The organism is Mesorhizobium sp. M0954 (assembly GCF_040319155.1).
In the GTDB taxonomy this organism is placed as follows: Bacteria; Pseudomonadota; Alphaproteobacteria; order Rhizobiales; family Rhizobiaceae; genus Mesorhizobium.
Genome location: NZ_JAMYNR010000025.1, coordinates 49121 through 71897, shown reverse-complemented (window position 1 = coordinate 71897; position 22777 = coordinate 49121). Strand labels below are relative to the sequence as shown.

Sequence of the window (22777 nt, the reverse complement as noted above, 5' to 3'; positions counted from 1 at the left end):
GAGTTCGATATTGTCTGACAATACACATGAATCTTAGGGAGAGCAAAATGACGAAGCGGATCATGTTCACCGGCGGCAGCGGCAAGGCCGGGCGCCACGTCGTGCAGTATCTGGTCGAGCAGGGCTGCCAGGTGCTCAACATCGACACCAAGCCGCTCGACAATCCCAAGGTGCGCACGCTGATCACCGACATCACCGACAGCGGGCAGGTGTTCAATGCGCTGTCGAGCTATATCGGCCTGCATGAATTCGACCCGTCGCTGCGCTCGCAGCCGGTCGATGCCGTGGTGCATTTCGCGGCGATCCCGCGCATCATGATCACGCCCGACAATGAGGTGTTCCGCATCAACGCGCTCGGCACCTACAACGTCATCGAGGCTGCGGTGAAGCTCGGCATCCGCAAGGTGGTGATCGCCTCCAGCGAAACGACCTACGGCCTGGTCTTCGCCAACGAACCGCGCGATCCCACCCATTTCCCGCTCGACGAGGAGTACGACGTCGACCCGATGGACAGCTACGCGCTGTCCAAGGTCGTCAACGAGAAGACCGCGCGCGCCTTCGCGCTGCGCAGCGGCTTCGACATCTATGCCTTGCGCATCGGCAACGTCATCGAGCCGCATGAATATTCGCTGTTTCCGAAATGGTTCGCCGATCCGGGTTTCCGCAAGCGCATCGCCTGGAGCTATATCGACGCGCGCGACCTCGGCCAGATCACGCTGCGCGCCATCGAGAAGAACGGGCTCGGCTATCAGGTGTTCAACGCCGCCAACGACGACACCTCGTCCGATCTGCCGACAGCCGAACTCCTGAAGCGGTTTTATCCCGATGTGCCGGTCAAGGCCGAACTTGACGAATACGAGACGCTGCTCTCCAACCGCAAGGCGCGCGACATGCTCGGCTTCCGGCCGGAGCACAGCTGGCGGAAATACGTCAAGACGAGCTGACGGACGCAGCTGACGCGGAACCGGCACTGGGCCAGCCCCGAATTGCGGCTGGCACCCGCTCGTTTGCCGCGCGGCAATTGAGCTAGTTGTCTTTCCAGAATTCGGCCTGGAGTTGCGCCGCTTCATCGGCAAGCAGCGGGCCGATGACTTCAGTCGGACGCTGCCCGGCTTCGAAGACGATCCTGCAGGGCAGGTCGAGTGTGGGGTTCTCGACATGTGCACCCGTCACCCGCTTGAGGTCGTGTTCGCTCTGGCCAAAGACGACCCGTCCAATGCCCGCCCAATAGATTGTCCCGGAGCACATCGCGCAAGGTTCGGCCGAACTGTAGAGCGTGCAGGAGGCCAGCTTTTCGAGGCTGACATTCATCCCTGCCCACGAGGCCAGCAGCCTTTCGGCATGAGCGGTGCGGTCGCCGCCGCCGGCTTTGTAAGCGTTGGGCTGCTCGCGCAACACATTGCCGTCCTTGTCAGCGAGCAGCGAACCAAAGGGATGTTCGCCGGCATCGCGGGCCTTGCGCGCGACTTCGAACGCCTGACGGAGCAGGCGCTCATCATAGGGGCGTTGTGGCATCGGCAGATCCTCCGGCAGCTGCAGCGGGGTCTTTGCCGTCGTAAATCACTTCGTCGGCTTCCTCGCCTGTCGCAATGCGCATGACATGGACTGCGTTGCCGATCACATCGGAGGGCGCTTCTGGCCTCTAGGACCGGTTGGCATAGGCTGGCTTCCCAAGTGTCCGGGCATCATTCATGCAGTCGGCCTTTATAGCCTCATAGTCCGGGCCCTGCCGTTCAACCGAGCGTCCGTCATAATGGCGACCGCTAAATCGGTAAACGCCAGTTGAGACCTCGCCAGAGGTAAACGTCCAACCTTCCAATGCGTCTTGATTGTGATCGCTCACGATTGCTCCCATGCTTTCCGGTAAGCATACAGGAGCTCAGCCCGATATGGGAAATGCATGTTGCATTCCGTCAAATTTCAAACTGAGACACTACCGGCCCCTGGCGTCACTGGCAAGCGTTGGGAAATCAGTGATATTGTCGCGCTGATCCAAGCCAAAGAGGCAGAGAAGCCTATGGTTCGCGGCCAAAAGCAGGGAGTGAGGACATTTGAAGTACGAGTGGGCGAACAATCCTCACTTGTTTATTCCAATAACAGCATGTGTCGTTGTCTTGGCCCTGAGTTTCGCAGCCATGTTCGTCGCACTCCTAAGCATAATTCTGCGCACCGATTTCTATGGGTCAATCGATGACCAGAACCTTCCATGGGGCGAACAACTGGGGAAGCGAGACGCAAGGCTTCGTGCTGGATTTTGGTCAGCGCGCTTCCTGATACCGCGCCGGGTGATTGCATATGGTGCTGTTGTGTTCTTCTGCAGCTTCGGTGCGGTTGAGCTTATTTTAACCGTCTTCGGCCATCCGTCTTGATCGAATTTTCAAACTGACCCACTCCCGCCCAGGCTCAAGCCTCGTTGCGGCTAGGGCGTTGAGCCAGCCAGATGCTGCCGATGACGAAAACGACGCCGGCGATTTGAGGCAAGGTCAGCGTCTGATCCAGGAATACCCATCCAAGCAGCACGGCGGTCACCGGGCTGAGGAAAAGCAGCGATGACACCACTGCGGATTCCAGTCGCGCAATGCCCCGGAACCAGAGGACATAAGTCAGCGCCGCACCGATCAGGCCGAGCCACACCAGTCCAAGCAGGTTGGCCGCGGTCGGGAACGGGATGGGTGGTTCGAAAAGCAGAGCCACCGGAACGAGAAGGAGACCGCCGGCGGTCAGTTGCCATGCCGTAAAGGCGAGCAGCGATGCTGGCGGCTGCCACTTGCGGCTCAACACGCTTCCGAAGGCCATTGAGGCCGCCCCGGCGAGGCCGGCGGCAACGCCGGCCGCATCGAGCGTCGCGTTCGGGGTCAGCACCAGCAATGCAACACCGGCGATCCCGACAAGGGCGGCGACAATCGCCAACCGGCGGACAGGGCTGGCAAGCAGGGCAGCAGCGAGGAAAATCACAATCAATGGCTGGACCGACAGCACGGTCGCCGCGACCCCGCCCGGAAGCCGGTAGGCGGCGACAAACAACATGCTCAGGAAGATCGAGATGTTGAGGGCTCCGAGGACGAAACTGCGCAGCCACCAGATGCCGGTTGGCAGTTGCCGAACGATCGCCAGCAGCAGCAATCCGGCGGGCAAGGCACGCAGCATTGCGACCGTCATCGGCGAAAAGTTGGGCAGGAACTGCGTGGTGACGATATAGGTGCTGCCCCATATTGCGGGTGCAATGGCTGTAAGCAGCAGATCGGAACGGTGCGTTTTCATAAGATTTCCAGAACTTCGGCAAGAGGGCGGCGCGGCTTTTGCGGCCAGTTTCCGGGCGCGGCGCGGCCGACCGCGATGAGCATCACCGGCACTTCATTCAGTCCAAGGCCGAACTCGCGGGCCACGCCTTCGGCATCGAAGCCGGCCATCGGACCGGAGACGAGGCCGAGCGCTTCGGCCGCGAAAATCAGCGTTGCGGCGCCAAGCGTTGCCGAGCGCACGGCTTCGTCGCGGGCCGCTAGAGGATCGGCATATTGGGCGCGGGCGCCTTCCTGCCAGCCCGAAGCCATATCCGCCGGCATGAAGCCGGCTTCGACGAACGGACGCAGCCTTGCATCGAGGGCAGCGTGGTCGGGCAGTACGCCGCAGATGATGAAGGTGACCGCTGCTTCCTGTACCTTCACCTGGCCGTGGGCCAGGCTGCGCAACCGTGCCTTTGCTTCCGGCGTCCGCACGGCGATGAACCGCCAATTCTGAAGGTTGTAGGCGGTTGGCGCGCGTGTTGCGAGACGTGCCAGTTCCTCGACCTCGGCATCCGTCAATGCGTGCGAGGCATCGAACCGATTGGCCGACATGCGTCGCTCGATAAGGGAGATTGCGGGGTTGGTCATCATGTCATTCCAAACCTGAGAAAGTCGTTCGGAAAGCAGATAAACAATTTACCAAGGAGCGATAATATGCAGCAATTGCAAGACATTATTTACTGAAAGAGAATGGTGCGATGGATCGCCTGACTGCGTTGCAGGTTTTCCGCCAGGTGGCGGAACTGAACAGCTTTGCCGAAGCCGGACGGCGGCTCGGTCTCTCGGCTCCCGCGGTCAGCAAGAACATCGCCGAACTGGAGGCGCATCTGGGGGTGCGGCTCATCAACCGGACAACGCGGCGCATGGCGCTGACCGAAGAGGGCAGGATCTACCTGGAGCATGTCACGCAGGGGCTCGATGCGCTGGCCAGGGCCGACCAGGTGCTCGGCCCGATCAAGACGGCGCCGAGCGGCACGTTGCGGGTCAGCGCGCCGATGACTGTCACGTTGACGCGGCTTTCGGCTGCCATCCCCGCGTTTCTATCGCGCTATCCCGATTTGAAACTCGATCTGCATCTTGACGACAGGCGCGTCGATATCGTGCGGGAGGGATTTGACCTGGCCATTCGCGGCAGCGACAATCTCGAGGATTCCAGTCTGGTCGCCAGAAAGCTTGCGGTCATGCCGCACGTGCTTTGCGCAGCTCCGTCCTACTTTGAGGAGCATGGCCGGCCCAAAACGCCTGCCGATTTGAAGGCGGCCAATTGCATCCGGTTCAGCCTCTCGGGGCATGCGGACATATGGGAATTCCGCAAGGACGGCCGCGCCGAGCGGATCGCCATCGACGGACGATATACGGTCTCGTCAAGCCTTGCCGTGCGCGATGCGCTGCGCGCCGGCTTCGGCGTCAGCCTGATCCCTTATCCCTATGTCGAGAGCGACCTTAAAGCAGGCCGGCTGCAATCGGCTCTGGATGATTGGGACAAGGTCGAAACCACGCTCTACGCGGTCTATCCGGCACGCCAGCATCTTGCCCCGAAAATCCGCGTCTTCCTTGATTTCCTGATCGAGGAATTCAGCCGGAACAAAGAGAAACCGTTCGTGCCTCCCCGGCGTGAACGCTTGGCAAAGCGCGGTGTCGGCGAGGGGACGGAGGCGGAAAATCAAGCTGAGATATTGCCGTCGATTTCATCTCCTTGACACGCCTCCAAATCCGGACTTTGTGGAGCTATGCAGGACGCGAAGCCGAATAAGGGAAAGACAGCGGCCGAGGCGTTCGCCGAACGCACGAGCGGTATTCGCCGGGCCGATGCGGCGCGCATGCCGGGATCGAGCGTGCATGCGTCGCTGGCCAACGAGATCGGGCTGAGGATCGTGCGCGGCGATTATCCGCCGGGAACCATCCTGCCCAACGAAGCCAAATGGTCAGAGACTTTCGACGTCAGCCGCTCGGCGGTGCGCGAAGCCATAAAAATGCTGATGGCGAAGAGCCTGCTGTCGTCACGTCCCAAAATCGGCAGCTGGGTCGAGCCTAAGGAACGCTGGAACCTGCTCGATCGCGACGTGCTGGCCTGGTATGCGACCTCGCCGGACCGCGAGGTGTTCCTCAGGACCGTGCAGGAATTCCGCCACATCATCGAGCCGGAGGCCAGCGCCTTTGCCGCCATGCGACGCACCGACGAGCAGATGGCCGAGATCAGCCAGGCCTGCCGCGAGATGGGCGAGGCGACCAACCTGCAGGAGCGGACGCGCGCCGACACGCGGTTTCACCTCGCCATCCTGCGCGCCTCGGGCAACGATCTGCTGGTGCCGCTCGGCGTGCTGATCGAATCGGCGTTCGATCATCTGTTCGCTTATACCACCCGGGAACTCGACGATTTGCAGCATGCGCAGAGGCTGCATGAGGCAATCGAGAGGAGCATCCGCCTGCAGCGGCCGGACGCGGCGCGCAATGCGGTGCGCAAGCTGCTGGCCAATACCGACAGCGTCATCAAGTCCAGATAGCCGCCGCCACACATTCAAACAGTCGGATTGTGTCGGTGCGGCCGCCGATGGTGCGCGCTTGACCAATGTTTGCCGGCGAGGTTTCGGCACGAATGGTTCCCGTCAATCGATACGAAATGGGTCTGTTTGACGAACCGGCTGCCGATTAGCTTCCAGATGCGCAAGTCGCTTGGGTCGACCTTAACAACAAGCATAGGGGAAATCGGCATGAGCATGAAAAATGGGCTATCGAAAATTGGCTTCCACGTCAGCCGGGTTGTCGCCATTTCGGCGGTGGCCTTGCTGCCGGTCTTCGGCGCGGCGGCCATGGCGCAGGACAAGGATATCTCGATCTACTTTGTCGGCTGTGCCGCACCGACGGGCTTTCATGGCTATCTGGCACGCGGCGCCGAGGAGGCCGGCAAAAACCTCGGCGTGAAGGTCACCTATATTTTCCCGGATCAGCTTACCATTCCAAACCAGGTGCAGAAGATCGAGGAGGCGATCGCCGCCCAGGCCAACGGCATCGCCATCTGCGCCTTCGCCGAGGATTCGTCCTATGCCGATGTCGCCGCGCGCGCCAAGGAAGCCGGCATTGCCTTCGGCAGCGCCGCCGCGCCGCCGTCCGGCTCGCAAGTGCGCGATCCCAACGATTTCTTCCTGTTCCGCACCGGATCTGATGAAGCGGCGGCGGGCAAGTTGACGGCGCAGCGACTGGTCTCGATGGGCGTCAAGGGCCGCGTCGTGGTCGCCAATCAACAGCCGGGCGACGCGAGCTGCCAGCTTAGGGCGACGTCGCAGATCGATGAGCTCAAGAAGGCCGGCATCGAGGCCGACTTCCTCGAACTGACCATGGATCCGGGCCAGCAGGCGGAAGCGCTGTCAAATTACCTGCGCGTGCACCCCGATACGGCCGCGGCCACGAGCACATGCGACGTGATCGACGGTTTCCTCTCCGCCAAGGCAGATAGCGGCCGGGACGACCTGGTGCTCACCGGCTACGACATCGTCGCGCAATCGCTCGATGCGATAAAGGATGGCCGGCAGGCGTTCACCATCGACCAGCAGCAGTTCTGGCGCGGCTACATGCCTGTGCTGCTCCTGACCCACTACCTGAAATACGGCCTGATCGAAGGTAATTACTTCCTGACCGGTCCGACGGTCGTCGACAAGGACAATGTGGAGCGCGTCTCGGCATTGGTGAAGGAGGGCTATCGCTGATGCACGCCGCCCAAAAGTCCATCAGTGGTTTTTGGACGACAGCAAAAACCTAGCACGCGTCCAGGACGGGCGGCCAAGCCGCCCGTTCGCCATCTTCGTGGCCACTCTTGTATCGGGGTGACGGCATGAACGAACAGCCCGGGCCGAATGCGGCCAACAAGCCTTCCTCCCGTGTGGTCGCCGGCGAGGCGCTGAGACGGCTGATGCTGCGGCCGGAGGCGACGTCGATCGCGGCCGTCGTCATCCTGTTCCTGGTCTTCACCGCGCTCAGCCCGCAGCTTTTCCCCACCAGGCTGTCCTACATCAGCATCATGGCCGTCGCGGCCGAACTCGGTATCGTCAGCGTCGGCGTCACGCTGCTGATGATCGGCGGTCACTTCGACTTGTCGGTGGGCGCGGTGCTCGGACTCACCTCGTTCGTCTGCGTGGTGCTGATGCGCGACTTCGGCCTGCCACCGATCGTCGCCGCGCCGGTCGCGGTGGCCGTCGGAGCCGCGCTTGGCTGGGCCAACGGCATGATCGTGCTCAGGTTCCGCATCCATTCCTTCGTCGTGACGCTCGGCACCATGCTGATCTGGCGCGGCATACTGATCGCGCTGACCGGCGGCTTTCCGATGACGGTCGCCATTCCGCCTGGATTCAAGGCCATAATGGCGGGTCCGCTGCTTGCCGGCTTTCGTATGTCGATGCTGTGGTTCCTGGCAATCGGGCTGGCAGGCACCTTCCTGCTGGCGCGCACCAGGTTCGGCAACTGGATCCAGGCACGTGGCCAGAACGAACAGGCGGCGCGCAATCTCGGCGTACCGGTGGACCGCGTCACCGTCATCCTGTTCATGATCACATCCGCGCTGGCAGCCATCGCCGGCGTCATCCAGGTTGCCCGCTTTTCCTCCGTCGACGCATTGCGCGGCGAGGGCATCGAACTGCAGGCGGTAGCCGTTACCGTTATCGGCGGGACGCTGCTGGCCGGCGGCTACGGCAGCGTCATCGGCACCATTCTCGGAGCCGTCACCTTCGGCATGATCCAGGTCGGCCTGGTGCTGGCAGGCGCTCCCGGCCATTTCTTCCGCACGCTCACCGGCATCATTGTCGTCGGCGCGGTCATCCTCAATACCTCGGTGGCGCGCCGCATCGCCAAATCCAGGCCGATGGGCGGCTTCAAGCGCGACAGCAGTGCTGCCGACGCGGCGATTGCCGGCAACGCCGCAACGGCGGCGAAGGAGAAGACGCGATGAGCGAGCCGTCTGGCCTGGATGCCCAGCGCGGGGCCCGGCTGCCGGCCGGCAGCGGCTCCGACGACCTGACCCTTCGCCGCCCTCCGGTCGAGCCGGTCGCTGCCGGCGCGGTGCCGGTGATCGAGGCTGTCAACCTGTCGAAAGGGTTCGGCGCCACCACCGCGCTGGTCGACGTGTCGCTAAGCGCCTATGCCGGACGCATCCTGGCGCTGCTCGGCGACAACGGCGCCGGCAAATCGACCTTGATCAAGATCCTGTCCGGCGTCTTTCCGCCGGACAGGGGAGAATTGCGCTTCAACGGCGAGAAGGTGGCTTTCGCCAACCCGGCTCAGGCGCGCGAACGCGGCATTGCCACGGTGTTCCAGGACCTTGCCGTCTGCGAATTGCTGTCGGTCACACGCAATGTCGTGCTCGGCCGCGAACCGCTGAAAGGTTTCGGACCGTTCAAATGGCTCGACATGAAACGCGCCGACGACATGGCGCGCTCGGCGCTGCATCAGCTCGGGGTGCGCTGGGAACGCGGCCTGGACGAACGCGGCGTCAACATCTCCGGCGGCGAACGCCAGTCCCTGGCAATCGCAAGAGCCATGTTCTTCGGATCGTCGCTGCTTGTGCTGGATGAGCCTACGTCGGCTCTGGCCGTGCGTCAGGCAGGCCGGGTGCTCGAGCACATTCTCAGGGCACGCGAGCAGGGCCAGGCGGTCATCCTGATCACCCACAATTTCCGTCACGCGCTCTCGGTGGCCGACGATCTGGTGGTTCTGGCGCAGGGGCGCGTGGCGGGCCGGTTCCGGCGTGACGAGATCGAGCTCGACGAATTGACCGACCTCGTTGCCCGTGTCGGGTGAGATGACAATGCAGCAGTTCAGGAGCAGGAAATGACCGTAAAGACCGCAAGGAAGCGTGTCGTCATCCACGAGGACGACGTCGGCATGAGCCATGGCGCAAATGTCGCGTTTTTCGAACTGTCGAAGTTCGGCACATGCAGTTCCGGTTCGGTGATGGCGCCATGCCCGTGGTTCCCGGAAGCCGCTCAGATCGCCGTCGCCAATCCCGATTTCGACCTCGGCGTGCACTTGACGCTGACCAGCGAGCAGAAGCCGTATCGCTGGCGTCCGCTGACCAACCCGCCCAAATCGGCTGCGATGACTGACGAGTTCGGCTATTTCTGGCCGACCGTACCGCAGGCGCGCAAAGCCCATCCCGATGCGGTGGAAGCGGAACTGCGTGCGCAGATCGAATGCGCCATCGCTGCCGGCATCGACATCACCCATCTCGACGCTCACATGGGCACGGCGCAGATGCCGGAATTCATCGCCATCTATCGCAAGCTCGGCCGGGAATACCGGCTGCCGGCGCTGCTGGTGAAGGACCTGTCGGGCTACAACCCGGCGAGCTATGCCGGTGAGCTGGACATTGCCCGCTACGATGCCGAAATCGTAAAGGCGCAAGCGGCAGGCGAACCGGTGTTCGACATCGTTCTGGAAACGCCTTGGGCGCGCAAGACGGATGCGCAGACGGCCTACCACGCGATGTTTGCCAGAATCCCGGAGGGGTTGAGTTTCCTGTCGCTGCATTTCAACACGGTAGGCGATTTCGAGGCGATCAATCCTCCGGATGCCCATCTGCGGACCGAGGAATACGCGTTGTTCAAGACGGCGCGCGTCAAGGCGTGGATCAGCGAGTTCGACATCGAAGTGATCGGCATGCGCGGCATGCGTGATGAACTGCGCGCCGCCAAGATCTGAAAGCCGACGATCTTATGAGGCCAGATGCCGCCGGGTCAGCCCGATCAGCAGCGCCTGGTCGCGGGCGGCGTGTTCGGGCGGGTTGACGACGGCATCGCCATTGACGATCGCCGCCCAGAAGCCACGCATCTCCTCGACGAAGGCTTCGGCGTAACCGGCCCGCAAATCTTTCTTCGACAGCGTGTGACCGTCCGAGGTCGTCACCGTCAGCCGGGTCGGATGATGGTTGAGCCAGGGCGAGGGGAATTCGAGCTCGAGGCTGGCATCGTCGAAGAACAGCGTGATCCGCTCCTTGTAGTCGGCGAGCTTGGGCACGGTGAGATGCGTCATGGTCCACAGTGCCTGCCCGTCCAGCAGCCTGACGGCGCCGTGGCCGCCGTCGCCATTGGCAAAGATCTGCGCGCCGACGACCTCGCCGTCCGGCACGCCGAGCGCATCGAGCAGGCCATGGACGGCATTGACATCGTGAATCAAGGCCGAGCTGTAAGCGCCGGTAAATCCACGGAAAGCGAGATCGGTCAGATGCACGCCGACGGCCTCTTCGACCTGGCGCTTCTGCTTGGCGGCGACAGTGGCGACCATGTCTTTTGGGATATCGGTACCGCGCCTGTAGGGCTGATGGGCGATGAACGGCCAGGCGTCGGGATCGTTTACCTCCACCGAGACCGCGCGCAGCCTGCTCGATGTTCCAGGCAGCGAAGCGAGCGCCAGCCGGTAATTCGGATCGAAGCGCTTCATATAGCCGACCTGAACGATTTTCCTGGCGGCATCGCGCGCGGCAACGATCTCCAGGATTTCCGCCAGCGAATAGCAGAGCGGCTTTTCGCAAAAGACATGCAGGCCAACCGCCAGCGCCGCCAGCACCTGTTCGTGATGCAGCGGGTCCGGCGAGCCGATCACCACCGCGTCGAGGCGCTGGTCGAAGAGCTGGTCGATCGTTTCGAAATTGGCAATGCCATGGGTGTCGGTGACGAACTGCCGCGAAATCCTGGAGGGATCGGCGACGCCGACCAGCTCGAACAATTCACCGAGGCGCAGCAGATTGGGGATGTGCTCGACCTGCGAGATCATGCCGGCGCCGACGACCCCGACGCGTATCCTGCTCATTGGATCATTCCCCGCAATGTCCGATTGTCAGCTCAAGGCGCCGCAGGCGGCCGGTTGCCGATCTGGGCGAGCAGGCCGGCAATCTCCGCCTCGACCGCTTTCAGATCCTCGCCGCCCGACATGATCGAGATGACCTCGTCGCGCGAAATCTCGGACTTGGCGTAGGTGCCGCGATTGCGGCCGCGGTTGAGCAGCGTGAAGGTGTCGCCGACCGGATAGGCATGGTGGATGTTGTGGCTGATGAAGATCACGGCCAAACCCCGCATGCGTGCTTCGATGATGAACTTCAGCACCATCGCCGCCTGGTGGACGCCGAGTGCGGACGTCGGCTCGTCGAGAATCAGCACGCGCGCGCCAAAATGCACGGCGCGGGCGATCGCCACCGACTGGCGCTCGCCGCCCGACAGCGTGCCGACGGCCTGCGTCGGATCGCGCACGTCGATGCCGATATCGGCCATCGCCTGCCTGGCGATGGTGTTGGCGCGCTCTTTGTCGATGCGCGAGAAGGGCAGGCTGCTTTTGGTTGGCTCGCGGCCGAGGAAGAAGTTACGGGTGATCGACATCAGCGAGATCATGCCGAGGTCCTGGAACACCGTTGCCACACCGAGCTCCTGCGCGTCGCGCGGGCTGCGGAAGGTGACCGGCTTGCCGTCGACCAGGATTTCGCCCTTGCTCGGCCGATAGACGCCGGACAAAACCTTGATCAGCGTCGACTTGCCGGCGCCGTTGTCGCCGAGCAGGCAGTGGACCTCGCCCGGATAGACCTTGATGTCGATGTCCTGGAGCGCGCGCACCGAGCCGAAATTGACGCTGACGCCGCGCAGTTCCATTGCTGGTTCGGTCATTTGGGCCGGTTCGGTCATTTGGGCCGGCTCGGTCATTTGCCACCTCCGCGGCCGAGCGCCTTCAGCCTGATGTAGTTGTTGACCAGCACGGCCATCAGGATGACGATGCCGAGGAAGACCTTGAACCAGTCGGTGTCGATGCCAGTGTAGAAGATGCCCATCTGCACCAGCCCGAAGATCAGCGCGCCGAACAGCACGCCATAGACGGTGCCGTAGCCGCCGGTGAGCAGCACGCCGCCGATGACGGCGGCGATGATCGCCTCGAATTCCTTGAGCAGGCCGCGCGTGGTGTCGGCGGAGCCCGCCTCCATCACCTGGATGGTGGCAAGCAGCGTCGCCGCGCAGGCGGTGTAGACGAACAGGCTGATCTTGACGCGATCGACCGGCACGCCGACGTTGCGGGCTGCGATCAGGTCGCCGCCGGTGGCGAAGATCCAGTTGCCGTATTTCGTCTGGGTGAGCACGTAGCCGGCCAGCGCCGTCAGGCCGAGCCACCAGACGATCGACATCGGAATGCCGGCGACGAACGGTATGCCGTCGCTGCGGGTGGCGATCCAGCCTTGCGCGCCCATCCAGTGGAACAGGCCGGTGAGCAGATGGCCGTTGAAAATGCCGGCCGTCGCCGGATCCGGTGCGCCTTCGAGGATGTAGGGGATCTGGGTGCGGCCGGTGACGGCGCGGGTGATGCCGATCGACAATCCGCGCAGGATATAGAGGGTGGCGAGCGTGACGATGAAGGAGGGCAGGCGCGTCTTCACCACGATCAGGCCGTTGAGATAGCCGGTGAGGATGGCAACGGCTAAGGCACAGGCGATGCCGCCCCATAGCGGCAGGCCCCAGTACTTCACCGTCAGCCCGATGACGACACCGGCAAAGCCGACCATGGAGCCGACCGAAAGATCGAACTCGCCGGCGATGATGAGGAGTGCTGCCGCGGTGGCGACGATGCCGAGCTCCGCCGACAGCGTCAGGAAGGTCATCGATCCCTGCAGCGAATAGAGGTTTGCCGCGCCCGGCAGCAGCGCAAAGATGATGATCGTCGCAAGCAGCCCACCGGCGGCACCGGCTTCCGGCCGGCGCAGCCACTGGGTCAGCTTGCCGGTGCTGGCCAGCCGCTCGTCGGCGCCGGCGGCCCGCTTCGACGTCATGCCGAAGCGGTCGGTCGCCTTCAGTTCGCCCGGAGATATAGCCTTGTCTTCCACGACCGCCATTAGGCTCTCCAATCGCTCAAATCGCAATCTTCGAAGGAACGGGAGAGCGCTTGGCGCATTCTCCCGTTCCGTCGGAGCGCTTGCCTAGCGGATGCCCTCTTTGGCGAGCGCCAGGATCGCCTTGGCTTTTTCCGGCGAGTCGATGAACAGCGGTCCGGTATAGGCGTTGTTCTGCGGCCAGAAGCCGTGCGTCGCCTGCTCGACCAGATAGATCACCGGCAGATAGCCCATCAGATATTGCTGGGCATCCATGCCGAAGCCCATTTCGCCGGCCACGACCGAATCGAGGACCTCCGGGCTGATGTCGAATGTGTAGAGCTTGAGCTTGCCGAACAGTTCCTTGTCGCGGAACATCGGGATCAGCGGGTTGGCGGCGGTGGCGCCGAGCGCAAAGACGGCCTGCGTGTCGGGATGCGCCGACAGATAGGCTTCCGTGCGGCGCTGGATGTCTGCGGGATCGGGCGCCACGGCCAGAACCTCGGTGCCGCCGCCGGAGGGCTTCAGCCCGTCATTGAGGCCCTGGCAGCGCTGGTCGAGGCTGACATTGCCGACCTCGTGGTTGATGCAGACGACCTTGAGCGTGCCTTCCTTGGCCAGCCGCTCGCCGGCCTTCTTGCCGGAATCATATTCGGAAACGGTGCCGACATAGAGCGTCGTGCCGAGCTCGGCGCCTTCCTTTTCGCCGGAATCCAGAACCACCATGGGAATATTGGCGGCAAGCCCGGATTTGACCGATTTGCCGAGCGCATTGGCGTCGGCGATGGAGACGGCGATACCGTCCGGCTTGGTGGCGATAGCGGCGTCGAGAAGCCGGGCCTGCTCGACCACGTCGAAGACCTGCGGTGCGTAATATTCGACCTTGGCGCCGGTAAGGGCGGCCGCGTCATCGACGCCGCGCTTGACCACCGACCAATAGGGATCGGACGCCGACCCATGCACCACGAAGGTGATGCGGACGTCCTTCGGATCCTTGAGGCCCGCGGCATGCGCAATACCTGTCATCAGGCCCGCCGAAACGAAGGCGCCCAATGCCACTTTCAGAAGAGTTTTCATCTTATTCTCCCATTTGTCGTTGCAGTTCCAATCCCTCTGGCGCCGTTTTCCGGCCGCGACGATCGGCTCACGTCGCGGATCGGGTGGCCGCTTTGCGGGCCTTTGCCGACGCCAATCGCTGCTCGCCCGTGGTGTTGCCGCGGGCTGTTGTTGATAATCGCCCGGCCGAGAGCGCTACGCGAAGCTCCTCGCGCAACGGCTTCATGCCGATGACGTCGATCGGCTGTGCGGCGAGCCAGTCGCGAAAGCCCTGGTCGCGGAACAGTTCGTACTCTTCGGTGCGGATGTAGGCGGAGCGCGGCTCGATCAGCTCGAGTTCACCGGGCGCGTTGCAATGCAGGCAAAAGAAGGTCAGGCCGTCGCGCACACCGTCGATGAGCGCTTTGTAAGCCGGCTCGATCGGCCTGGAACGCGGCCGGCCCCAGGTCGTCTGGATGGCGGCGTCGAAAATGGCAAAGCCGCCGGCACGGGCCAGCGCCACGCCGCGCTGGAACGCCTCCTCGGTGACGCCGACCAGATTGTCGTTGGGGGAATAGGCGGACAGCGTCTTGGTCAGCAGCACGGGCAGTTGATATTCGAGCCCGAGCTTGATGTAGATGTTGCAGAATTCCGGCGACAATGCCGCTCCCATATGCGCGTCGAGATGGGTGACGTCGATGCCGGCGCGATAGGCGGTGTCGATCTGGGCGCGAAGCTCGGCCTCGACCGCCTGCGGCACCGCCTTGCGGCGCGTGGTCGCCACATCCGGCCACAAGAAGCCGAACTCGTCGGTCAAGCCGGCCGCCCGCGACGGCGCGGTCAACGGCCGCCATTTGTAGTGCTGCTTCTCGCTGTTCAGCGTAAGGTGGACGCCGAGGTCGAGGCCAGGGTTGGCGGCGGCGCTTTCGGCCATTTCGAGGAACCACGGGCACGGCACCATCACCGCGCCGGAACTGCAGACACCCAGCCCGCTCAATTCGAGGAAGGCGCTGTTGGCGCCGTGGCACATGCCGACATCGTCCTCGTGGAGTACGATCCGTTTGCTGGAGCCGGCGGCGTTCACGAACGGCCGCCTTTCCGCCGGCACGCCGGTTTCCAGGGTCTTCCAAAGTGTGTCCCGTATTTCATGGAACCAACCGTTTGCCCAACTGGCCGGAATGGAACGCCGAAACCTGCCTTTCCGACAGGGCCACTTTGGCGAATTCGGATGGGTACGATTTGCCTGCCGGCTGAGACACTTAGCTGCCGATTTCCCCAATCACGGTTCAAAACCAGTCATAGGAACCGTCTTCCGGGCGCAGATGGCTTGGTCGAATAGCGGCGGAGTGGTTCTTTCAAACCGTGCCGACAAGCCTACAGCTGTCCACACCATCAAGCGACCACATTATCAAGTGACCCACATTATCAAGTGACTGGAGGCCTGTCATGTACACCGCCGGCGAAGAGGAAATCGAAGCCATTGCCAGGGTGATCCGCTCGGGCGCGCTGTTTCGTTACGGCAAGGACAGCGAATGCGACCGCTTTGAGGCCCGCTATGCGCAGCATCTTGGCGTCGAGCATTTCGCGCTGGCCGCCAGCGGCACCTATGGGCTCGCCGCCGGCCTGATCGGCCTCGGCATCGGCCCGGGGGACGAAGTGCTGGTGCCGGCGCACACCTATATGGCGACAGCGACCGCGGTGCTGTCGGTCGGGGCCATTCCCGTCATCGTCGACATCGACGAGAGCCTGACCATCGATCCCATCGCCCTGCGCGATGCCATCGGGCCGCGCACCAGGGCGGTCATCCCGGTGCATATGTGGGGCGCGGCCTGCAACATGAATGCGATCATGGACATTGCTGCCAAGCGCGGCTTGCTGGTGCTGGAGGATGTCTGCCAAGGCATCGGCGGCGGCTATGAGGGCCGCAAGCTCGGCTCGATCGGCCATGCCGGCGCCTATTCCTTCAACTACTTCAAGAACATGACCTCGGGCGAGGGCGGCGGTATCGCCACCAGCGACCCGAAAGTGGCGGAGCGGGCGCGCTGCGCCATCGACCCTTGCCATTTCTACTGGCAGGGCAGAAGCGACAGCATCAAACCCTTCGCCGGCATCGGCGCGCGTGCTTCCGAACTGATGGGGGCGATGCTCAACGTCCAACTCGACCGGCTGGACGGCATCATCGAGGCGATGCGGGTCGAGAAGAAGACGGTGCTGGCCGGTACCCGCCACCTTAGCAATCTTGGGCTGACGCCGTCGCCGATGAACAGCGCGGACGACGATTGTGCCGCACAGGTGATGTACCTGCTGCCGAGCGAGCAGGCGGCGCAGACTTTTTCGAAGACCATTCCGAGCGTCGTTGCCGGCAAGACCGGCCGTCACAATTTCACCCAGTGGGACCAGGTGCTGATGCATGAAGGCGCGCATCATCCGGCGCTCAATCCTTACGCACTGCCCGAGAACCAGGGCCTGCGGCTGGATTATTCCGACGACCTCGGCAAGCGCTCTCTCGACATCCTCAACCGCACCGTGATGGTCGCCATGAACCCGGCGCACAGCGATACCGACATTCAGGACATGATCCACAACATCGACGCGGCGGCGCGGGTGGCGCTGGAGAATGCTTCGCTCGATGATATCGAATTGCGCAAGGCGGCACCGGTTGATCTGCAGAAGTTCGACAGTGTGAACTAGACCAGATCCGGCGCGGTTTGCTACCCTGCGGTCGAGTTCCTTGCCCGGTGGCCGGCCGAGGATTCCGGCCGGCATAACCGGCCGCCAAAAAATCCGCAGGCCCGTGTCGGATAGGCCGGGCTCCGCTCGTCCTAGGGGGCATCGATCACCAACACGGAGGATTAACGATATGCCCGGCACCGTACGGCTGCACCGCGTTCTGACAACCAGCTCGGAGAAAGTCTACCGCGCGTTCCTTGAAGCGGATGCACTTGCGAAATGGCTTCCGCCGAACGGCTTCACCTGCACGGTTCATCACTTCGAGGCGAAAGTCGGCGGTGCGTTCAAAATGTCCTTCCGCAACTTCACCACCGGCGACAGCCACTCGTTCGGCGGCGAATATGTCGAGCTCGTGCCCAATGAGCGACTGCGTTACACCGACCGGTTCGACGACCCCAACCTGGCCGGCGAGATCGAGGTGACCGTGACATTGAAGAAAGTGTCGGTCGGCACCGAAGTGAATATCACGCAGGCAGGTATCCCAGACGCCATCCCGGTTGAGGCCTGCTATCTCGGCTGGCAGGAGTCGCTGCGAAATCTGGCGAAGCTCGTTGAACCCGAGATCAACCAGTAAGGTAAAGCGCTGCGCTGGCGGGTTGGCGTCGCTAACCGGAAACCCAGGGATGACGCCGGTCTTCCCACCCAACATGCGCCGGGGCCGGAAAGGCGGGATCGGCGAAGCAGCCGACCGCGACGGCGATCCATTCAGGCTTTCGCTCGGGCTCCCAGAAGACGCTCGAGCCGCAGCCCGGGCAGAAATGGAAAGTGACATGGTGGCCGCTCCGAGCTGATCGCCTGTAGGTACTGGCGTCGCCTTCGGCTTCTACCTTGTCGCGCGCAAAGAAGGCGGCGACGCCGTATGTGCTGCCGGTCCGTTTCTGGCAGTCGAGGCAGTGGCACTGTGCGACCAGCTGCGGCTCTCCGTTACAGGAGATCCTCAGTTGCCCGCAGGCACAGGATGCGGTTCTCATGGCAATCCTCATGGTTCAGATGAATGCGTTGCCCGCCAATACCGGCGGTGGGCATGCTTCTGGTTTTCGGGGAGGTTCGGCCTTGGGAAGCGCGCTTTGCGCGAACGCCGAAAACAAGGACCGACGCCCCATATTCCTAATCACTGCGGGCGACCGACTCAACCCCGCGGTGAACGAGATGGAGAGCCTGGCTCTAGCTTCTATCCAATCTTAGGAACGCGGCGCGCAACGCCAGAACGGCGCGCAGGATCTGGCGTTCGTCCATCGCCGCATAGCCGAGCAGCAGGCCGTGCTCGGGCTCAGTGGAATGATAGTTGATGGAGATGCCCTGAACGTCGAGCCCCTCCTTGAGGGCGGCGGCGACCACGTCGCTGTCCTTATAGGGCCTGACGAAGCTCGCCAGCAGCTGCATGCCGGAATCGTTTTCCGTGACGATCAGCCATTCGGCCAGATGCTCCTGGCACAGCTTGACGAAGTTCGCCTGCCGGCGCGCGTAGAGCCGGCGCATGCGCTTGAGGTGCGTGGCGAAATAGCCCTGCATGATGAAGTCGTTGACCGTTGCCTGCAGGATCAGCGGCGCGAACTGGCCGGTGATGCTCACCGCCCGGTCGAACGGAACCGACAATTCGCGCGGCACGATCAGATAACCGATGCGCAGCGCCGGAATCAGCGTCTTGCCGAAGCTGCCGATATAGACGACGCGGTCGGCATGGTCGAGCCCGCGCAGCGCCGGCACCGGCCGGCCGCGGAACCGGTATTCGCCGTCATAGTCATCCTCGACGATCCAGGCGCCGTTGCGTTCGGCGATGTCGAGCAGTTGCAGCCGCTCCTCGATGCGCATGATGGTGCCGAACGGCCATTGGCAGGATGGCGTCACATAGATTAGCCGCGGCGGCGGCAGCTCCGGATCGGCAAGATGCCAGCCGCGCCGGTCGACCTTCAACGGTGCCAGCTTGGCGCCGCTGGCGAGAAAGGCGCTTTTGGCGCCGAGATAGCCGGGCTCTTCCATCCAGACATGGTCGCCTTCGTCCATCAGCACGCGCGAGACCAGATCGAGCGCTGCCTGCGCACCGGTGACGATGATCACCTGGTCGGCGGTGCAACTGATGCCGCGCGACAGGCCGATGGTCGAGGCAATGGCCTGGCGCAGGCCGGGGTGACCGGCAAAGGAGAGATAACCAAGCAGACTATCGTCGCGGCTGCGTGCATTGCGCACCAGAAGGCTTGACCAGATGGTGAACGGAAACGATGCCGTTTCAGGCACGCCGGGATGGAAATTGATGACGCCGGCATTACGCGGCGGTTGCGGGCCGTTGACGATGGTCTGACCGCGCCGCGACAGCTTTTGCGGCGCTGCCAGTCCGGCGCGCAGGGATGCCAAGGGGCGGTTCTGCTGGATCGGCGCCACCCAGGTGCCCGATCCGGCACGCGCCTCGATAAAACCTTCGGCAAGGAGCTGGTCATAGGCGGCGATGACCGTGTTGCGCCCGACCTTCAGATCTTCGGCCAGCGAGCGCGTCGACGGCAGCAGCGTGTTCTGCGGGATCTGGCCGTCAAGAATGAAGCGTCGCAAGGCGCCGTAGATCTGACGATGCATCGGTTCTTCCGAAGCGCGGTCGACCGACATGATGTCGAGGGAAAGGCGCATGTGGTCGGGCAAGGCACTATCCCCCGACGAACCGGGCGGCGCGGGCGATCTTTTCCTCGTTGAGCCGGCAGACGGTGTCGAGCACCAGCCGCCTGGTTTCGGGACGGATCTCGCGGCTGTTCTTCAGCGCGCGATGCACGGTGGCGGCGCCAAGTTCCGCCTTCTCGGCAATCTCGCGGATGGTGCAAAGCCGTTCCATGCCAAGCGCAGCTTCGAAAGCCATATCGCTCCTCCTCGGTTGCATCAAGGCACGGCTTCCGGTCGGCCTCAAGCTTGAAAGTCGGGGTTTGCAATCCAGAGCCGGGATTCTGCGATCCGCGCCGCGCAGGGAGCAAGGCGGCGCGGATCGCCGGGCGCTTTCGCGTCGCTAACCCCATCGCGGCGCGCGCTCATCGTGTCCCCCGGCTCGCAAATGCGGGCCGGTCAGTTTGCCTGCCGCGTCGCCACTTCGAAGCCGGCCTCGCGGGCGGTGGCGAGCAGCGAGAAATAGCCCTTGCTGGCATAGGTCAGCGGATGCGCCTTGGCCGGATCCTGCTCGGCCTCGACAACGAGCCAACCTTCATAGCCGCGCGCGGCGAGGGGCTTCAGCAATGACAGGAAATCGACCGAGCCGTCGCCGGGCACGGTAAAAATGCCGTCCATTACCGCCGCCATGAAGCTCATGTCCTCGCGGCGTGCCCGTTTCAGCATCGCCCTGCGAACATCCTTGCAATGGAAATGCACGATACGGTCGAGCTGCCGTTGCAGCAGCGATTGCGGGTCGCCGCCCGAAAACAGGCAGTGGCCGGTATCGAACAAAAGGCCGACGCTTCGGCCCGTCGCCGCCATCAGCCTGTCGACTTCATCGTCCGTCTCGACGATGGTGCCCATGTGGTGGTGGAAGGCCATGCCGACCCCGAATGCGGCCATGCGGTCGGCGAGGGCGGTCAGTTTCTCGCCATAGGACGGCCAGTCCCTGTCGGCGAGGCGCGGACGCTCGGAGATCGGTGCGAAAATGCCGTCATGGCGACCGCGCGAGGTGTCGGCGTAGACGACGATCCTGGCGCCAAGGTCGCGCAACAGCTGAAGATGTGGGGTGATCGCCGCGAATTCCTCGTCGACCGTGCGGTCGAGAATGCGGCCATCATACCAGCCGGAGACGAGTTCCAGGCCATAGGAAGACAGGAGCGGCCCAAGCACTTCAGCCTGGCGCGGAAATTTGCCGCCGAGTTCGGTGCCGCGGTAGCCGGCCAGCGCCGTTTCCGACAGGCAGGTCTCCAAGGACGTATCCCCGCCAAGCGCCGGAACGTCGTCATTGCTCCAGGTGATGGGATTGATGCCGATCTTGACCGTCATGACGCCAGGCTTTTGCGGGCTTGGGAATACAAGCCGAGCCTGCAGACTGGCGACAAAGAGGCCCTGTCACTAGGTCCAGTTCAGCCGAATTTGGCAGAACCAATTAATGGAGACCGACCCTAATCTTCCTTTGGGCGGCCAAAAAGGGCGCGCAGCTCGTCTTTGGCGTCCTCCAGCACTTTCTTCTGCGCCGCCGGCAGGTTCTTGCCGGCGCGGTTGATGTAGAAATTCAGCATCGACATGGCGGATTGAAACGGCCCTGCCTTGCGTCGGTCGCTGTGCTCGGCCGATCGCTTCAAAGAGGCGGCGATCTTCTTGGGATCGTGGGATTCGAAGATGTGTTCCTCGAGGTCCAGCGCGTCGCTGTGCTCGGTGACGTCGGCGGACCATTTCCGTTGCGCGGTCATGGCAAACTCCTTCCACTAGGTCGTTGCCGGAAAACGCCTTATGGCGCACCCCTGTTCCACTTCGGCCCGAATCCCTGGAGCCACGGATTTGCCTGTCGTGGCGCTGCTCGGCGATGCGAATGCGCCGATAGTGGTCAGAACCGCCGATTCAAGAACTGCGGACAGGAAACGCTCTTGACCCCAATCGTCTCAAGCCAGGCAGGAAGTTCCGGCATCGACAGTGCCTATGCCTGGATACGGCTGGGCATCTCGATGCTGCTGGCAACGATCGGCGGGGTCGGCATGTGGGCGGTGGTCGTGGTGCTGCCTGCCGTGCAGGCAGAATTCGGCGTCGACCGCGCCGCTGCCTCGATGCCCTACACCGCGACCATGGTCGGCTTTGCCGCCGGTAATGTGCTGTTCGGCCGCGCCATCGACCGCATGGGGTATTGGATCCCGGCGCTGATTGCCGCGATTACACTTGGCGCCGGCTTCCTGCTGGCGTCGCTGACCAGTTCGATCCTGCAGTTCACCCTCGTCCAGGGCCTGTTGATCGGCGTTGGCTCGTCGGCGATCTTCGGGCCGCTGATCGCCGACATCTCGCACTGGTTCAACCGGCGCCGCGGCGTCGCGGTGACTGCTGCCGCATCAGGCAACTATCTCGCCGGAGCGATCTGGCCGACGGCGATGCCCTATGTCATGCAGGCGCAAGGCTGGCGCTTCACCTATGCCGCGATCGGCGCCGTCTGCCTGGTCACCATGGTGCCCTTGATCCTGCTGCTCCGGCGCGGCGCACCGCCCCAGGCGGCTCCGGGATCGCCGGGCAGCCGCGTGGTCCAGCCGATCTCCCTGTCGCCGGCGGCCTTGCAGGCGCTGCTCATCGTGGCCGGGCTCGGCTGCTGCGTGGCGATGTCGATGCCGCAAGTCCATATCGTCGCCTATTGCATGGATCTCGGCTACGGCGTGGCGCATGGCGCCGATATGCTGTCGATCATGCTGGCGGCGGGCGTCGTCAGCCGGCTAGGCTCGGGCTTCCTTGCCGATCGCATCGGCGGCGTGAAAACCCTGCTGATCGGTTCGATGCTGCAATGCCTGTCGCTGTTGTTCTATATCCCGTTCGACGGGCTTGCCTCGCTCTATGTCGTCTCGCTGGTCTTCGGCCTGTCGCAGGGCGGCATCGTGCCCTGTTATGCGATCATCGTGCGCGAATATATGCCAGCCAAGGAGGCTGGCCAGCGCGTCGGCATCGTCATGATGGCGACCATCTTCGGCATGGCGATCGGCGGCTGGATGTCGGGCTGGATTTACGATCTGACCGGCTCCTATGCCGCCGCGTTCCTCAACGGCATTGCCTGGAACCTTCTGAATATTTTGGCCATGGTGCTGCTGCTGTGGAAGGCCCGGCGCAGCGCTGCTGTGGCGGCCTGAAGCACAGCGGTACGGATACAGTCTCTCCGCCGTCGCTTGACAATAGCCGAAGGCTGCGCGACGCCAGACAAGGTGTGGCAACGGGCCAGGTTGGCAAGGCAGCAGTGGCAAAGACCCTGAACATCGTCTCACGG

At 63.2% G+C, this 22777-nt stretch carries 23 protein-coding genes; 10 read left to right on the top strand and 13 right to left on the bottom strand.

Translation table 11 applies throughout. The features are described 5' to 3' along the window. Positions 1–47 precede the first annotated feature (47 nt). Positions 48–944 carry an NAD-dependent epimerase/dehydratase family protein gene (locus NKH93_RS26410; RefSeq protein WP_352973512.1) on the top strand — a complete coding sequence of 299 codons (897 nt, stop codon included), beginning with the start codon at positions 48–50 and terminating at the stop codon, positions 942–944. An 82-nt stretch (positions 945–1026) separates the two neighbouring features. Here NKH93_RS26410 and NKH93_RS26405 read toward each other — a convergent pair whose 3' ends face one another. The 3 genes from NKH93_RS26405 to NKH93_RS26395 form a co-directional block, all read right to left on the bottom strand. Beyond that, positions 1027–1515, bottom strand: coding sequence for a nucleoside deaminase (locus NKH93_RS26405; protein WP_352503153.1), 489 nt, complete (start codon positions 1513–1515; stop codon positions 1027–1029). An 888-nt stretch (positions 1516–2403) separates the two neighbouring features. Then, the gene (locus NKH93_RS26400) at positions 2404–3261 is read right to left on the bottom strand and encodes an EamA family transporter (protein ID WP_352973509.1); all 858 of its coding nucleotides are present in this window, start codon (positions 3259–3261) and stop codon (positions 2404–2406) included. Further along, positions 3258–3872 carry a nitroreductase family protein gene (locus NKH93_RS26395; protein ID WP_352973507.1) on the bottom strand — a complete coding sequence of 205 codons (615 nt, stop codon included), beginning with the start codon at positions 3870–3872 and terminating at the stop codon, positions 3258–3260. Before NKH93_RS26395 ends, NKH93_RS26400 begins: the two co-directional genes overlap by 4 nt. A 110-nt stretch (positions 3873–3982) precedes the next feature. On the opposite strand from NKH93_RS26395, the gene NKH93_RS26390 reads away from it, so the two are divergent. From NKH93_RS26390 to NKH93_RS26365, 6 genes are all read left to right on the top strand, one after another. Beyond that, positions 3983–4984 (top strand): LysR family transcriptional regulator, encoded by a 1002-nt coding sequence (locus NKH93_RS26390; protein WP_352973504.1) that lies wholly within the window; start codon positions 3983–3985, stop codon positions 4982–4984. Between the two features lie 30 nt (positions 4985–5014). Next, positions 5015–5788, top strand: coding sequence for a FadR/GntR family transcriptional regulator (locus NKH93_RS26385; protein WP_352973499.1), 774 nt, complete (start codon positions 5015–5017; stop codon positions 5786–5788). A 207-nt stretch (positions 5789–5995) separates the two neighbouring features. Further along, a complete protein-coding gene (locus tag NKH93_RS26380; RefSeq protein ID WP_352542459.1) occupies positions 5996–6988 on the top strand; it encodes a substrate-binding domain-containing protein in 993 nt (330 codons plus the stop codon). Positions 6989–7113: 125 nt separating this feature from the next. Then, on the top strand, positions 7114–8223 hold the full coding sequence (locus NKH93_RS26375; protein ID WP_352973495.1) for an ABC transporter permease: 1110 nt from the start codon (positions 7114–7116) through the stop codon (positions 8221–8223). Then, positions 8220–9071: an ATP-binding cassette domain-containing protein gene (locus NKH93_RS26370; RefSeq protein WP_352542457.1), complete on the top strand. Its 852-nt coding sequence runs from the start codon at positions 8220–8222 to the stop codon at positions 9069–9071. Before NKH93_RS26375 ends, NKH93_RS26370 begins: the two co-directional genes overlap by 4 nt. 30 nt (positions 9072–9101) lie before the next feature. Then, entirely contained in the window at positions 9102–9971 is an 870-nt protein-coding gene (locus NKH93_RS26365; protein ID WP_352503161.1) for a polysaccharide deacetylase family protein, read from the top strand. 12 nt (positions 9972–9983) lie between these two features. Here the strand turns inward: NKH93_RS26365 and NKH93_RS26360 are convergent, their stop codons facing one another. The 5 genes from NKH93_RS26360 to NKH93_RS26340 all read right to left on the bottom strand — a co-directional run bounded on the left by NKH93_RS26360 (position 9984) and on the right by NKH93_RS26340 (position 15229). Beyond that, positions 9984–11078 (bottom strand): Gfo/Idh/MocA family protein, encoded by a 1095-nt coding sequence (locus NKH93_RS26360; RefSeq protein WP_352822727.1) that lies wholly within the window; start codon positions 11076–11078, stop codon positions 9984–9986. 32 nt (positions 11079–11110) lie between these two features. Then, positions 11111–11923, bottom strand: a complete 813-nt coding sequence (locus NKH93_RS26355; RefSeq protein WP_023675815.1) for an ATP-binding cassette domain-containing protein — start codon at positions 11921–11923, stop codon at positions 11111–11113. 32 nt (positions 11924–11955) lie between these two features. Next, a complete protein-coding gene (locus NKH93_RS26350; protein WP_352922339.1) occupies positions 11956–13071 on the bottom strand; it encodes an ABC transporter permease in 1116 nt (371 codons plus the stop codon). Between the two features lie 147 nt (positions 13072–13218). After that, positions 13219–14187, bottom strand: a complete 969-nt coding sequence (locus tag NKH93_RS26345) for a rhizopine catabolism ABC transporter substrate-binding protein (protein ID WP_023675817.1) — start codon at positions 14185–14187, stop codon at positions 13219–13221. A 67-nt stretch (positions 14188–14254) separates the two neighbouring features. Beyond that, the gene (locus NKH93_RS26340) at positions 14255–15229 is read right to left on the bottom strand and encodes a polysaccharide deacetylase family protein (RefSeq protein WP_352922328.1); all 975 of its coding nucleotides are present in this window, start codon (positions 15227–15229) and stop codon (positions 14255–14257) included. A gap of 362 nt (positions 15230–15591) precedes the next feature. Between NKH93_RS26340 and NKH93_RS26335 the strand changes: the two genes are divergently transcribed. After that, positions 15592–16836: a DegT/DnrJ/EryC1/StrS family aminotransferase gene (locus NKH93_RS26335; RefSeq protein WP_352922326.1), complete on the top strand. Its 1245-nt coding sequence runs from the start codon at positions 15592–15594 to the stop codon at positions 16834–16836. A 169-nt stretch (positions 16837–17005) separates the two neighbouring features. Further along, positions 17006–17449: an SRPBCC family protein gene (locus NKH93_RS26330; RefSeq protein WP_352465254.1), complete on the top strand. Its 444-nt coding sequence runs from the start codon at positions 17006–17008 to the stop codon at positions 17447–17449. A 31-nt stretch (positions 17450–17480) separates the two neighbouring features. Here NKH93_RS26330 and NKH93_RS26325 read toward each other — a convergent pair whose 3' ends face one another. The 5 genes from NKH93_RS26325 to NKH93_RS26305 form a co-directional block, all read right to left on the bottom strand. Next, complete coding sequence (locus NKH93_RS26325) at positions 17481–17846, bottom strand: GFA family protein (protein ID WP_352465253.1); 366 nt, start codon at positions 17844–17846, stop codon at positions 17481–17483. Between the two features lie 193 nt (positions 17847–18039). Beyond that, on the bottom strand, positions 18040–19506 hold the full coding sequence (gene mocR, locus NKH93_RS26320; RefSeq protein WP_352740684.1) for a rhizopine catabolism transcriptional regulator MocR: 1467 nt from the start codon (positions 19504–19506) through the stop codon (positions 18040–18042). A gap of 4 nt (positions 19507–19510) precedes the next feature. Beyond that, complete coding sequence (locus NKH93_RS26315; RefSeq protein WP_352453276.1) at positions 19511–19717, bottom strand: LacI family DNA-binding transcriptional regulator; 207 nt, start codon at positions 19715–19717, stop codon at positions 19511–19513. 200 nt (positions 19718–19917) lie between these two features. Next, on the bottom strand, positions 19918–20829 hold the full coding sequence (gene iolE / locus NKH93_RS26310) for a myo-inosose-2 dehydratase (RefSeq protein WP_352922323.1): 912 nt from the start codon (positions 20827–20829) through the stop codon (positions 19918–19920). Between the two features lie 119 nt (positions 20830–20948). Further along, entirely contained in the window at positions 20949–21236 is a 288-nt protein-coding gene (locus NKH93_RS26305; protein WP_023675825.1) for a DUF3175 domain-containing protein, read from the bottom strand. Between the two features lie 174 nt (positions 21237–21410). On the opposite strand from NKH93_RS26305, the gene NKH93_RS26300 reads away from it, so the two are divergent. Then, the gene (locus NKH93_RS26300; protein WP_352822709.1) at positions 21411–22643 is read left to right on the top strand and encodes an MFS transporter; all 1233 of its coding nucleotides are present in this window, start codon (positions 21411–21413) and stop codon (positions 22641–22643) included. The last annotated feature ends 134 nt before the right edge of the window (positions 22644–22777 follow it).